The organism is Desulfovibrio intestinivivus (genome assembly GCF_053570665.1).
Genome location: NZ_JBRBQT010000001.1, coordinates 2,773,341 through 2,787,589, shown reverse-complemented (window position 1 = coordinate 2,787,589; position 14,249 = coordinate 2,773,341). Strand labels below are relative to the sequence as shown.

The window sequence follows — 14,249 nt, the reverse complement described above, 5'->3', positions numbered from 1 at the left end:
TTCTCCGGCCCTTTTTATGGCCGGGGCATCATCGCTCTTGAGGTAAAAATCTGAATTGTGATTTACAATTTTTTTTATCAATTAGCTCTAATCGTTGCCATAAAAAGTGCAGCCTGGGAATGTCGTAGAGTGGATTAGGGGATGACGAATATTCAAACTCTTCAATTGCCGAACATTCCATTTTACTTAGAAGTCACTTGGCGCTATCCAGCGCCATTGTGCTGCAATTACAAAAAATTTATTCATTTACTGAAAAACATTATGTAAAAAATTCTCCATGTGAATCATGAGTATGTTTATATATTCTCTGTATGTAATTATATTTTGTCCTCCGAAATTATTATAATGAGCATAGTAAACATTTATAATTGGATAATCACTAATCATCTGTTGTCCACTTTCACAGTTTAAAAAAGAATGTTTTAATCCATTACTAATATTATTAATTCTTTCTAAAAAAACTAAGTCAGAATCGTTTTTTATTATATGGTCTTTTATATTTTTTTCTTTATCACTCCTTGCATTTAAAATTTTTCCAATGCAATCCGTCGAAAATTTTTTATCCTTCCAAATGTCATTTTTATATAATTCAAGCGAAATTGACATTACCAGCAAGTCACAAATTGATCTCATTATATATATTGAATTGTGTACAGAATTTTTATATTCAATATAATTTAACGGAAAGTTAAAATTTGCAACTTTAATATATGACGAAGATATATCTTTTAACGTAGATGATAAATTTTCATATGCTTTTACACATGCAGTGTTTAGCATGGCAACATGTTCAAAAAGAGAAATAGTAAAAAGTGACCCATTTAATAAGCAGCTAATAGATTTAGTTGAAGTCTTCATAAAAGCCGACATTGGCATTACTATCTCATAGGGTGTGCTAATATCGCAGGCTTCAGACTGAAGACTAGGCTGCATTTCAAATGTTGGACGCCAAAAAGTATCCTCAACTATTTTCCATAACTGATTTTCAGTGTCAAAAACAGGGATTTGCCCCTCCAAAAACTGAGGTGGCTCTATTAAAGTGGAGTGTGCTGGTATTGGCACACCGTCTTGGCGCTGCTCATTCGTGTAGCCTAACAAAAAATGAAATTCTGAATCATAATGATATATAATATCCATCACTTTACCTTATGCTGATTTTGTACCTAGTTAAATATCATTTCTTCAAAATGGCAACCCCCTGATAATTTCTAAAATCATTTCGTGCCATACTAGGGTTTGTAAAAAAAGCCACAAACGAGAAAAGGGAATCCATGTTTCCATGAATTCCCTTCAAATCTCTGGTCGGGATGAAAGGATTTGAACCTTCGACCCCTTGAACCCCATTCAAGTGCGCTCCCAGGCTGCGCTACATCCCGACGCGAAAAGAGTAACTACGCGGAACAGCCCTGCCTGTCAACATTTTTGCAACATTATTTTGCGTTTTTTAAGACTAATCCCACAAGCGGCGGAAGATACAGGGTGATATCCCCCTCATACCGACCCGGCAGGGGAGCAGTAAAATGCTCTGTTGGCGGGCTTTTTACTGCCAGATTACCATGCCCGGCAAAGCGGATTTCGTCAGACGAAAGCAGCTCCGCATACTTGCCGGGGCTTACAGCAAAACGCAGGCCCTTTTGTGCCTCAAGCTCGTGAAAGTTGAAGGCAAAGAGCAGTTGCCCGCGTTCAAAGGCCAGCAGGCGTTTTTCTTCATGTATAAAGCGGAACATGGGCGGCTGTGCAAAGTCCTCAAGGTGGCTTTGCACAAGGGCGAGCATCTGCCTGTCCCATGAGGCCAGGGAGTGATATTTCAGCCCCGGGTCGTCCGCCAGCCGCCATTGACGGTGCGCTTTTTTTCCCGCATCCAGCCATTCGGGATGCCCGAATTCGCAACCCATAAAGTTCAGGTAGCCCGCATCTGCCGTTGCCAGCGTTATAAGCCGCATGAGCCGATAAAAGGCCAGCCCGCGCGATATGTTCCAGCTCTCGGCCTTGTTGCCCATATGGCCATACATGGCATCGCCCAGCAACCGCCAGATCATGGCATCGCTGCCGTTGATGTGCTGGTCGTGGCATTCCACATAGCTGATTGTGCGGTCGTAGGGCCGATGGTTGGTCATTTCATACCACAGGCTGCCCATGTCGCGCGGCTCTTCAATGCACTTGGCCCAGTAATCGGGAATACCCATGGCAAAGCGGTAATCAAAGCCAAGGCCGCCTTGCTCCGGCGGGCAGGTCAGCCCCGGCATGCCGGAAAATTCTTCGGCAATGGTCATGGCTGATGGGGCAAGCTCATGCGTGAGGGCATTGGCAAGGTTGAGATACAGCTCCCCGTTCACATCTGCGCGGGGCAGGCCGTTTTTGCCGTAAAAGCAGCGCCCCACATGAGAAAAGTCGTCATCCTCGCCAAAATCCGCATAGAGCATGTTGCCCACGGCATCAAAGCGGAAACCGTCCACGTGGAATTTTTCCAGCCAGTAGCGGCAGTTGGAGAGCAGAAAACGCCGCGTTGCCTCCTGACTGAAGTCAAAGGATGGCGTTCCCCACTGGTTTTGCTGCTCGGTAAAAAAATACCTGCTGCCATCGTACTGCGCCAGCCCTTGCTCCGTGTTGGCGCTGGCGTGGCCGTGGGGCACATCAAGTATCACCGCAAGCCCCAGGCCGTGCGCGGTGTCCACAAGCTCCTTAAAGCCGTCCGGGGTGCCGTAGCGCGAGGACGGCGCAAAATAGCTGCCCACCTGATAGCCAAAGGATTTGTACAGCGGGTGCTCCAGTATGCCCATGAGCTGTACCGCCGTGTAGCCGCAAGCCTTGATGTGGGGCAGGATGTCGCGGCAAAAATCCGCATAGCTGCCCACGCTGTCGCCCTTGTGCGCCTGCGCTGATTGCGCCATGCCCACATGAGCCTCGTAAATACGTGGAAAGGCCTGCCGGGCAGGGCGGTGATGCTTGAAGCGGTAGGGTTCATTCGGCAGCCACAGGCGGGCGCACCATTGCTCCGGCACAGCCGCGTTCTGTTCCACCCAGTTGGCAAAGGCTGGCACGCGCTTGAGGGCCTTGCCGGGGTGCTGCGCGTCCTGCGCATGCGCGGGAACCAGCCGCAACTCCACGTAGGTGCCGTGTTGCAGGGCATCGCCGGGCAGTTCCAGTTCAAAAATGCCGTCTGCACAGCGCTCAAAGCGGTATTTGGCGTGGCGCTGAAAGTTCAGTTTGTCGGTGGTGAGCCACAGGCTTTCGGCATTGGGCATGTATTCGCGCCAGCGCCAGATGTTGCCTGCGGGCGTTGTGAGGCGGTGAGCGCCAAAGGTGAGGTGCTGACCAGCGTAGGCGCTCAGCGAACCGTAGAGGGTGCGTATGCGCTCAATTTCTGCCATACAGGCTTGGGTGCGGCGTTGAATGAAGGGGCGGTACTGCTCCAGGGCCGGGTCATCCAACGGACTGCCGGGAGAAGCGGAAGGCATGGCGGATCTCCTGTTTATGGTTGCCCGAAAGTGGCGGGCGCAGGCTCGTCATGCATTGCCCGTCCGGCCCGGAAGCCGGACGGGCACAAGGGCCATTGCTGGCCCGGAAGCGTCAGTTATTTGCAGCAGGCGCGCCAATCCTTGGCCGAAAGTTCGGCAAGGCATTCCACCAGAGCCTGAGTGCCCTTGCTGCCCTGGCCCTTGGCCTGCAGGATGCGGTAAAGCTGGTCAGCCAGGGTGATGCCGGGCAGCACAAGTTTCATGCGGCGGCATTCGTCAAGGCAGAGGCCCAGATCCTTGATGAAGTGGTCGATGAAGAAGCCGGGGGCAAAGTCGCCCTTGAGCATGCGGCGGCCAAGGGTGTTCATGGCAAAGCTGCCGCCGGAACCGGCAACCACAAGTTCCATCCACTTGGCGACGTCAAGGCCTGCTTCCTGCGCAAAGAGGAAGGATTCGCAGGTGCTGATCATCACGCCAGCGATGGCGGCCTGATTGGCAAGCTTGCCCTTCTGACCAAAGCCAGCGCCGCCGCAGTGCAAAATGTTGGTGCCCATCTTGTTGAAGCAGGGCAGTACGCGCTCGTAAGCCGCGTTGTCGCCGCCCACAAAGATGGAGAGCTTGGCATCGCGCGCGCCCACATCGCCGCCGGTAACAGGGGCGTCCAGTGATTCGCAGCCCTGCTTTTTGGCGGCAGCGGCAATGCGCTCGGCCAGCACGGGGCTGGAGGTGCTCATGTCGCACACAATGCCGCCAGCGGCCAGGCCGCGCAGCACGCCGTTTTCGCCCAGCGTCACTTCTTCCACATCATGGGGGTAGCCCACAATGGTAAAGACCACGTCAGAGGCTTCGGCCACGGCGCGGGGGGTGTCGGCCCACTTGGCGCCCTTGGCGAGTAGGGGTTCGGTTTTGGCCTTGGTGCGGTTATATACGGTCAGCGGCCAGCCGGCTGCCTGAAGGTGTCCAGCCATCGAAAGGCCCATAACACCCGTGCCAATCCAGCCAATACGCATTTTGTCAGCCATTGATTCTCTCCTTTTGTCTACTGAAAACGGCGTTCAAGAATTGCTTTCTGCATGGCCTCGCGCGAAACGGTTTTGTTTTTGCGCACCGCGTCCACGTGGAGCCGATACAGTTCAAGGTTTCGATGCATGTTCTCATTGAAGGGGTCATTGCCGCTGAAATCTTTTGCAAGGGATGCATCTGCGGCGGCAAGAACTTCGGGAGCAAGCAACGCGCTTTCTTCTACCTTGCTGCGGTAGAAGGTGAGGGACTTTTCAATGCTCGTATCAAGCATCACAAGGCCCCGGTTGGCAGTATCCAATATCTGCTTGAGCTTTTCAAGGGCCGCACCCTTGGCGGAAGCCTTTTCACGCTCCATACTTTCGATTTGCGTTTTCAAACTGTTACGTCTGCTGGAGTAATTTCTTATGGTTTCGATCATATATACGCCGGTACGCAGCAGCGATTGCGCTTCAAGCTGCTTCTGGCGTTCCAGCATGATATTGTTTTCCTTGATGGTATTGCGCAGATCCTGAAGATTCTTGCGGGATGCCTCATCCGGCGCTGCCGCCAGCAGGCGGTCGAGTTCATCAAGAGGATTACGGGCGGTCTGGCCGTCCTGCGCCAGCGGGGCCAGTTTTTCACCAGCCTTGTTCCATTCTGCGGTCAGTTCCTGCGGACGCCCGCCGCCGGGAGTGTTGATACCCGATATCACAGGGCGAAAGCCCAGATCGCGGGCGTGTGCGGGGCCGTCTGTGAGAAAAAAGGGCATTTCTTCCCTGCGGCCAGGCAGAATCTCCGCATCGCCAGAGAGGAAGGAGCCGCCCTTGCGCACAAAACCGCCAGCAGAGCCGTGCAAACGCCCAGCCATTGAAAAGCGAAAGGCATCCAGCACCATTTCCGCCGCATTGCCAGCGGTGTCGTAAATGCCAAGCGGATTGGGCTTGCGCGAACCTATGTTTGCCATGCCCTCGGCCCTTGCGCCTTGCTCCGGCCTGTAAACGGCGTAGTCGGCCTTGCTCTCCCCGGTGGGCAGGGCAAAAAAATCCTCCTGCAACAGCAGCTGGCTGCCAGCAGTCTGCCCGCCGCGCGCGGCGTATTCCCATTCCGTTTCTGTGGGCAGGCGCACAAAGCCTACGTTGCGCTGGTCGCCAGCAAAGCGCGGCAGCGAATCGGGCGCGTTCTGCAAAAGCCATGTGGTGTAACGGCGGGTAAAGTCCACGGCATCGTACCAGCTCATATCTGTAGCGGGGCGGGCCGCTTCTGCGCCAGGGTTTGCCGTATCCGGGCAGGCATTGTCCATCACGGCATGCCATTGCAGGTTGCTGACTTCGTACTTAGCCACAAGGTAAAAGTAGTTCTGCCCCTGCGGAGCCTGTTTGCGCCAGGCGGCGGGCAGGTCTTCAAGCGTAAAAGCCCCGGAAAGCGCGGTATTGTAGCGCCGGTCGTAGAAGGCTCGATCCTGATGGGCGCTGTCGTCCACACCGGGGCGCATGGGCATATCCCACAGCAAGCCTTTGGCGGGCACTGCCACCAGCTTGAAAACCATGCTCAGGCCGCAGGGCATGGGCAGGATGATGTCGTTATCCGCCGGTTTGGGATTATAGGCGTCAGCCGTACTCACATCGGCCTTGCGGGCCAGGGCCGCAAGCACGGATTGCGAGGCGCAGGGGGCAAGGAGCAGGGCGCAGCACACAGCGGCGGCAAAACTCCACTGCAAGGGCGCGAAATTGCGGATGCGCAGATCAGATTTCACGGATAACCTCCGAGGGTTCAACGCGGGCAGCCCGCAAAGCAGGGGCAAGGGCGGCCAGCAGGGCAAGCCCCGAAACTGCGGCAAAGGCCAGCGCAAAATGCTCTGGCAGCAGGAGGCATACCTGCTCCATGCCGATAACGCTGGCGCTGAAGAGTCTGTTGATGGCAAAGGCCGCCACCCCGTACACGCCGGAGGCCAGGGCCGTACCCGCAAGGGCTGTGAGCAACGATTGCGCCAGCGGAAACAGCATGAGCTTGCCCGTGGTGAAGCCGTGGAGCCGCAGCAGGCCGAGGATGCGCTCCTTGCGTTTGATGCCAGCCAGTACGTTGCTGGCGGTGGACGCCAGAAAACCAATGCCTGTTGCTGCGCATATGAGGGCAAATATCAGGTTGAGGGCGCGCGCAAGCGCCGTAACCTGCTCGATTTCTTCCGCATGGGTGTACACATCAAGTTTTTGGGCGGCAAAGGCCTCCCGCAGTGGCATGACATGGTCAAGGCCGCGGGCATACAGGCGGAATCCGGGATAGACGCGCTCGCCCTGAGGGCGGGGTTCGCCAGTCCAGCCATTCTGCGCGCCCAGCTCCGGCACGGCGCGACCATCGCGGTAGTCTTCCGTAGCTTCCATGAGAGGCAGCGGCACGTAGGCCACATCCTTTTGCTGAGCGGCAAGGGGCAGCACTGCCGCCACGCGCAGGGCCACGCGGGCAGTCTGCACCTTGCCCTGAAAGCGCCGTTCAACCTTTCCATTAAGGGTGTCGCCCTGTTTAAGATGCAGCTTTTCCGCCGCAGATGCCGACAGGGTTACGCCAATGGCTTCCGTGTCGGGCGATTGCGGCATGGTCGGCACCGCAGCGTCAAAGCGCAGCAACAGGGGGTCGCCCTCGGCTGTTGGCTCCAGCGAGGCCACCAGCACAGAGCGGGCATCGCCATTGCCCACGCTCAGATCCATGGTGGCGGCAATGGAGCGCGTACGCGGCAGCACAAAGGCCACATCCGGATGGGCTGCCAGTTTGGCAAGATATTCTGGCGTGTATCTGCCGCTTATGACGGGTGAAATTTCAAGATTGCGGGGATCGTTGCGCAACCGTTCGGTGAGGGTTTGCACCACGCCGAATTTTACGCCGTAGAGCACCAGCAGGGGAGTGAGCACAGCTGCCAGCCCCAGCACGGCGCAGGCCGAGAGCAGAAATTCGTGCCAGTAGTCCTTGCAGGCCAGCCGCAGCATGGTTGTCCAGGTATTCGCCGCCATGATCAGGCCGCCCTCCCTGTCCAGTGGAGGATGGACGCGCTGCCGCCCTTGTCCTGTTCCACACGTACCGGCGCGAGCACAAATCCGGCCTGACGCGCCTGCTCAAGGTTGTGCGTGACCATGACCACTGTGATGCTTAACTGGCGCGCCAACTCCGCAAAAAGCCGCAGCACGTTGGCCGCATGACCAGGATCAAGCGCAGCAGTTGGTTCGTCCGCCAGTACCACCGATGGCCCGTGCGCCAGCGCCGAAGCTATGGCGACCCGCTGGCGTTCGCCCACGGAGAGCGTTGCCGGGTAATGCCCCAGCAAGTGCCCGATGCCAAGCCGGTCAACCACGGTTGTGATGGCCTCCTGCCGCGCGGCAAGGGTGCCAAGGCTCTTGCAGCGAAGCACGATATTTTCGCGCGCGCTTAAAAAAGGCAGCAGCCCGCCTGTTTGCAGCACATAGCCAAGATAGTGCAGACGCAGCAGGGCCAGAGCATCGGTGCCGCCACTGCGCCACGCGGCCAGAATATCCGTGGTGGCACCGGCCTGCGGGCTGAACATAAAACTGGCGGCGGCACTGGCGGGATGGGGCAGGTCGTCTTGCCGTGACCCGGCGGGAGTGTGCGGCAGGGCAAAGCCCTCGGGCGTCATATCCGGGCTGAGGGCGCATGCCAGCATATCCAGTGCCGTGCTTTTGCCGCAACCGCTGGGGCCAACCAGAGCCAGCAGACTGCCACGCGGCACGTCAAGCTGCTCGATGCGCAGGCGAAAGCCTTCGTCACCGGGACGGGTTTTGCCAATATTGCGCAGGCTGAAAACCATGTCGGACATTAAAACTCCCAGCATTACGGCGTGCCGCAGGCTTTTGCTGTTGCCGGTCTGCTGACCCATTGCCGTGCCCGTTGGGGCAAAAACTATGAGAAATTGTGTTCCCTGCCAAGGAAGGGAGCCTTTTATCAAGGGCGTGTACGCTGTTGCTACTCGACCTAAATAAAAAGGCCACCTGACGCGGGCAGGGGACAAAAAGCCTTAGGGCAGCATGCTCAGCGGCACACGGTAAACCCAGTCGCCGGGGTTTGGCTGACCGAAGCTTTCCCAGTTGGCGCGGTCGCGGTCATATTCCTCATACCGGGCAAGCCGGGATTTGAGGCGGTTGATAAAGGCCGTCTGTTCGCCCACGCTCATGCGGTACCAGTCTTCCTCGCGCAGCAGCATGACGTCGCTCTTGTAGGGCAGGCCGTCCAGAAATTCTGAAAGCACGCCAAGCTCGGCCAGATTCTTGCCCTGTGTGGGCATGTTGGGGTCGCGGGCCATGCGGGTGGAAGCAGAAAGCACACCCTGGAAAAAGTCGCGCGCGTCAGTCTTTTTGGTGCGCTCGGCATTGTCGATAATGGCCTTGAGCTGGGCGCTCAGATCGTTGAGCTGGTTCTTGGTCAGCAGCACGGCCACGTCAACACTGGGAGTCTGCCTGCTTTTGGCAAGCTGGCTCAGATCCATGTCTGCAATCCAGGAGTTAACCACGGAAGGCGCGGCGTTTTCACGCGTCTTGCCAAGGTATTCAAGCTGCATGGCATAGCCGAGGGTCGCTGCCAGATTGGCGGCCTGATCCTCCGCCGAGGCAGTCTGCGGCTTTTCGTCCTTGGGCTTGGTCATGATCTTGCCTTCGGCGGTGTTCTTGACCATATCGAGCATGCCAGTTGCCAGAGTCTTGGTGATGGCGGCAAACTGCTCCGCACCCTTGGCAGGCGTGGGCGCAGACACCACCAGATAGTTGGAACGGTTGCCCGAAAGCTTGCTCAGCGCGCGGTAGCTCTGCTCCGCATAGGCGTGGTTGGCGTTGCCGCCGGGACTTTTGAGGTGCAGGGCGGTAATCCAGATGCCCTTCTGGCGGGCAAAATCGTTGACTTCGTTTGGGCCCATTGCCACCGAGGCAAACTTGTCGCCGCTTTTGAGCGGGCCTGCATCGGTGATCAGCAGGATAAGGCGCGAGGAATAGTCGCCCCAGTTCAGACCCTCAACGGCCTTGTACACGCCAGCCAGCGAATCCTCGTTGAAATCGTGGCTGGAAACCTTGGCTTCCTGCACTTTTGAAAGCTTTTCTTCAAGGCTTTTGCGGTCTTTTGCCGTGGCAAAATCGCTCACAACTTCGGTGGTGTATTCCAGACCGGGCGTAGCCTTGGTGCTGCTGCGAAAGGCCACAACGGCAAAGCCCACGTTGTCGGTCATGTGGTCTTTTTCAATCTTGTCGTATATCTGCCGAACCACATTCAGGCTCTGGTCGATATAGGGTTTCATGGAAATGGTGGTGTCGATGACAAGGGCAATGCCGGTCTTGGGCGGGCCGCTCTTGCCGTCCTTGTTCTTGCCGTTGCCTGGGTCGATGGAAGCTACCCGCAGAAACTTGACGCCGTCAAAGGGGTCTTTCATGTCCAGTATGGGCATGAGATAAAAGCGCTTTTCAGACACTGCGCCCTGCGTGTCCGTCGGTTCGCTGGCAAGGACGGGCATGGTTTCCGGCGCGGGCTGGTTGCTCTGGCGCAGGCTTGCGGCCTGTGCTTCAAGGGCATCAAGCCTTTTTTCCATGTCTGGTGCGGCGCAAAGTTCGTTCAAGCCAGTTTCCGTCTTGAAAAACAGCACAGGATCGCGCCCGGTGCGGGGCGTGAACAGCAGGGTGAGCGACTGGTTCCAGTCCGTAGCCTTGGCGGCTTCCATCCAGCCCTCGGGCTGCGCGGTGGAAGCGCCAACCTGAAGGTACGCGTCCTTGCGGTCATAGACGTACATAACCGTAAAGGGCACCACGCTTTTGCGCACCACCGCGCCATCGGCTTTTGGCTCGGCCAGCAGGGCCGCGCCGGGATGGCTGACCACCCGCTGGAACAGCGTTTTTTTACCCTGCTGCAACAGGGGCGCGGCAGAAGAGGTGGAAACAGTGCCAGCAAGGCAGACGCCAAGGCCCAGCACCAGCAGGGCTACAAGGCAGCAACGGCGAAACATGGGCATGCAATGCATAGTGAACTCCTCGCGGAATACAGCAATTCTAGGTCAAACTGCTCGGGGCCGCGTTTATTGCCAGTTTTGCAGCAGGGAGCGCGCCTCGGCATCACCCTTGGCCTCAAGGGCGCGGGCGTGTTCTTTCAGCGTGTCCAGTGCCGCCTTGGCCTGAGGCTGGCCCTTTTGCAGGGCCTGATCATACCAGCGCTTGGCCTGCGTGAGGTCGGCGGGGATGCTGCCGCGCGGCAGGGTGCTGGCCGGGTCGTAAAACTGACCCACAAGAAACATGGCTTCGGCATCGCCTTTCTGCGCTGCATCTTCCAGCAGCAAGAATGCGGCATCGCTTTCCTCGGGCTTGGCGTCGGCCTTGCGCAATGGCTTTGCCATGGCAAGGCTCACGTCGGGCAATGCCTGCCCGCGCAACTGCTCACGCGCCGAGGCAAGCGGAGAAAGCGGCTGTTTGGCGGCATCCGCACCTTGTTGACCGGCATCTGCGGGCTTGGGCTGCGCCTGATCCGGGCTTTGGGGCTTGTCCGCATTCTGCGTCTGCTCAGGAGGCGTGGGCAGGGGGGCCTTTTCCGGCTCGCGCAGCAAGAACCACCACGCGGCTACGCCTGCGGCAATGGCTGCGAGCACCAGCAGGATCACAAGCCCGGCCTTGCCGCCGGATTTGCCTTCCTCCTTGCTTGCCATTTCAAGCGGGGCTTCCTGCTGCTGGGGCGCTTGCGGCTCCTCAAAAGCCAGAGGCGGCTCCGGCGATTCCAGCACTGGTTCCGGCTCCGGCTCGGGGGCGGGCGGTGCAACAGGCGGGGGAGTTTGCGGAGTGCCAGCGCCCATGCCATGCCCGCCCGCAATGTTGGAATATATGAGCGATTTTACGGCAAGGGCGCAGCTGCCCACGCCGCGCAGGCTGATGCGGTAGGCATCGAGGTTGTCTACTTCGTCCACCACCGCAGGGCCGACCGCCAGCCGCAGGCTGCCTCCGTCATTGTCCCAGGCCTCGGGGGTGAGCAGGGTTTCGCTCTCCTGCCAGCCACGGGGGCCAAGACATTTGCCGTCAGATGCCCGCAGCAGGGTAAAGCCGGGTTCACTCACATCGCCTGCGTCAAAAATCTCGATGATTCCGTTGCCGGGGCCGCGCCCGGTATCGGCTGAAATGCTGGCGCGCATGGGTTATCCTTTGAACGCCTGCAAAAGTTCGCGCAGGCGGTTGTTCTGTTCGGGGTTGACGCTCTGCTGGCCGTCAAAATCCACATTGGCCATAACGCTGTAGGCCATGGCGCGCAGCCAGTCGGTATACCACAGGCGGTCATAGGGCGATTCTTCCTCGCCGATGCGGGGTTCGCCCTTGATTTCCTGCGGTGGGTTAAACAGGGGCACGCTTTTGCCGCCAACAACAACGGTGCGCCGCGTCTGATCCTTGAAGCGTGGGTCAAAGCCCCACCAGTCCACAAAGGCGTTGATGGCGTCCGCAGCAAGGCTCACCTGCTTCCACATGAGGCGCTCGCGGGCCATGTTGCTGAATGCCGATGAGCGGCGCAGCTCAGCCTCCAGATTTTCGCGCAGCTTGCAGCGCGCTGCGGCCTGCACCAGCTCGTGGCAGAACTGGTCAAGTTCCTTGGCTGGCAGGCCAAGCTGGCCCCTGACTTCCACATCGTTGCAGAGGTCGTGCAGCCGCCCTGTCCAGTGATCCATGACCATTCCGGCAAAGACCTGGGCGCTGTCCTTTACTTCTGCATCAACGGCGTCTGCCGCTGGCGCGGCCACGGGGGCGTCGTCGCCAAAGATATCGCCCAGAATGTCGTTGGCGGAAACGCGCGCGCCCACAACCTGCGCAGGCGCTGAGGTCTGACCTTCATCCGGGCTTTGGCGGGCGTTGAGACAGATTTCGTACAGGTCAAAATCGCGCACCTGAAGGCGGCGCAAAAATTCGCCGAACAGCTGCTTTTCCGCAACCTTGGCCATCTGCGAAACCAGCAGGCGCGTGAGTTGCTCCTTTTGCCTGCGCAGTTCTTCCCTGTCGTCCGTGCGGTAGAAGGGTGCAAGCCCGGTGCGCAGGCGCTCGCATTTTTCAACAAGGCTGCCGCTGATCTGCTGCCGCTTGAGTTCGGGGTTGCACAGGGGCCGCAGGCTCTGACGCAGCAGGCCAACGCCGCCGTCGTTGAGCGTCATGGCCGCCTGCCAGGCCCGTTCCGGGTCAGCCACATGTTTCTGCACCAGTGGCGATTGCATGAAGGACTGACGCACTTCTTCAACAAAGGCCTGCTGTTCCTGCCGGATGCCGGTTTCACGCCTGTCGGCGTAATCAAAAATGGCCTCGCACAAAAAGTTGGGATTGCGCAGCAAAAAGACGTTGTTGAAGGGGTGCGTGCCGTCCCAGTTTTGCGGCCAGTCGTGCACCTGACCGAAAAAGTTCACCAGCGAGGATTCCAGCCGGGTTGTCCAGCGGGTTTCCACAGAGGGCGATCCGGCCTTTTTTTCAAACTCCATGTCCATCTTGGTGAGCACAAAAAAGAGCGCTGGCGCTTTGCTGGCGCGCATTTCCGGCGTTTCGCCGTGGGTGGAGCATATCCATTCATACACGGCCTGCGGCAGATCCTGCACCTCCTGGGTGCTGGGTCCGATGCAGAGCAGCATGCTGGTGAGTTCTTTTTCTTCGCGATAGCGCTCAAAGAGGTAAGCCACCTTGCCGCGCAGAAAGAGTTCCTTAAGCATGTCCTTGCGGCTGTCCAGCGCGGCGCGCAGATCGCTGAACTTATAGCGCGCGCGGTAGCCGGGGAAGTCCAGCAGGTCGGTGTGGTCAAAGAAATCATCCGGCTTTTCACGCATGTAGATGGTGATTTCGGCCGTAAGGGCCGTCACCAGCGCACGCGGCAGGTCAGCCTTGCGGCCCTCCGCGCCCACAAGGGTCAGCATGTCTGCGAGCGGCTCGTTGAGGCCCTGCAACCGCGCCACGTCAATAATACTGTTGCTGCGGGGTATGAGCGCGTCAATGGCGCAACATGCCTCGGCAGCGTTGCCAAGCTGGCGCAGAGCCGCGCCAAGCTGTATATACACTGCCTGGAATTCCGGCACGCTGTCCCAGATCAGGCCCACAAGGCGGGCGCGGTCTTCCAGCTCCAGACGGGGGGCCAGTTCCATGGCCCGCACCCAGTAACCGTTCTGGAGCATCTGCACTCTGGGGCGCGAAATGAAGTTTTTATTCACATAATCGCGCAGCTCTTCCACATCGTCCAAACTCATGCCGCCGGGCACGGGAGCAGACTGGGCGCGGCCCTGAAGGCTCTCCAGCTCCTTGGCGAGGGCCTCGGCATTGGGTGCGTCCTTGTGGTCGCAGTCCGCATAGTACGTATTGGCGAGCACCCGGGCCACGTCAGTTTCTGAAAGCAGACGCAGACGGATGGGGTAGGCCTCGGTAATACCCTCAGGCGGCGTGGTGGTAAAACGCGTGACCAGCCCCGTGGATTCCTTGCCGCCTTCTGGGTTGATATCCTTGATAAAATTGAAGGTCTGACCGCAAAAATCGGCCAGAAGCACCTTGTCTGCATCACTGGCAAGGGCCGAGATAAGGTAGGACTTGCCCGACTGGCTGGGGCCAAACACGCCTACGCACATCTTGCGGCGGGCCGCCTGCTCGCACTTGCCGAAAAAGCGGGCCGCATGGCGCAGATCCTTTTGCAGGGCCGCGCGTTCGTTGCCCACAAGCTCGGCATTGTCCTGAAGCCATGCCCCTGCGGAACGGGAAGTTTCCGCCAGTTCGCGGCAGTGCCGCGCTAAATCCATATCCTGCTGCTGCATAACCATCCTCA

9 protein-coding genes and 1 tRNA gene are annotated in these 14,249 nt (G+C 58.0%); all 10 read right to left on the bottom strand.

Annotated elements, in window-relative coordinates:
* Positions 1-246: 246 nt before the first annotated feature.
* The 10 genes from ACUZ9P_RS11955 to ACUZ9P_RS11910 all read right to left on the bottom strand — a co-directional run bounded on the left by ACUZ9P_RS11955 (position 247) and on the right by ACUZ9P_RS11910 (position 14,223).
* Positions 247-1,137 (bottom strand): hypothetical protein, encoded by an 891-nt coding sequence (locus tag ACUZ9P_RS11955; RefSeq protein ID WP_449249874.1) that lies wholly within the window; start codon positions 1,135-1,137, stop codon positions 247-249.
* Positions 1,138-1,299: 162 nt separating this feature from the next.
* Positions 1,300-1,376, bottom strand: a tRNA-Pro gene (locus tag ACUZ9P_RS11950).
* Positions 1,377-1,430: 54 nt separating this feature from the next.
* Positions 1,431-3,458: an alpha-amylase family glycosyl hydrolase gene (locus tag ACUZ9P_RS11945; RefSeq protein ID WP_449249873.1), complete on the bottom strand. Its 2,028-nt coding sequence runs from the start codon at positions 3,456-3,458 to the stop codon at positions 1,431-1,433.
* 116 nt (positions 3,459-3,574) lie between these two features.
* Positions 3,575-4,480, bottom strand: a complete 906-nt coding sequence (locus ACUZ9P_RS11940; RefSeq protein ID WP_209817353.1) for an NAD(P)-dependent oxidoreductase — start codon at positions 4,478-4,480, stop codon at positions 3,575-3,577.
* 17 nt (positions 4,481-4,497) lie between these two features.
* A complete protein-coding gene (locus ACUZ9P_RS11935; protein ID WP_449249872.1) occupies positions 4,498-6,213 on the bottom strand; it encodes an SUMF1/EgtB/PvdO family nonheme iron enzyme in 1,716 nt (571 codons plus the stop codon).
* Positions 6,203-7,462, bottom strand: coding sequence for an FtsX-like permease family protein (locus tag ACUZ9P_RS11930; RefSeq protein ID WP_449249871.1), 1,260 nt, complete (start codon positions 7,460-7,462; stop codon positions 6,203-6,205). Before ACUZ9P_RS11930 ends, ACUZ9P_RS11935 begins: the two co-directional genes overlap by 11 nt.
* Before the next feature lie 2 nt (positions 7,463-7,464).
* Positions 7,465-8,280, bottom strand: a complete 816-nt coding sequence (locus ACUZ9P_RS11925) for an ABC transporter ATP-binding protein (protein WP_449249870.1) — start codon at positions 8,278-8,280, stop codon at positions 7,465-7,467.
* A 198-nt stretch (positions 8,281-8,478) separates the two neighbouring features.
* Positions 8,479-10,458: a vWA domain-containing protein gene (locus ACUZ9P_RS11920; protein ID WP_449249869.1), complete on the bottom strand. Its 1,980-nt coding sequence runs from the start codon at positions 10,456-10,458 to the stop codon at positions 8,479-8,481.
* 54 nt (positions 10,459-10,512) lie between these two features.
* Positions 10,513-11,610 (bottom strand): sel1 repeat family protein, encoded by a 1,098-nt coding sequence (locus ACUZ9P_RS11915; protein WP_449249868.1) that lies wholly within the window; start codon positions 11,608-11,610, stop codon positions 10,513-10,515.
* Positions 11,611-11,613: 3 nt separating this feature from the next.
* On the bottom strand, positions 11,614-14,223 hold the full coding sequence (locus ACUZ9P_RS11910; protein WP_449249867.1) for a virulence factor SrfC family protein: 2,610 nt from the start codon (positions 14,221-14,223) through the stop codon (positions 11,614-11,616).
* Positions 14,224-14,249: the final 26 nt, after the last annotated feature.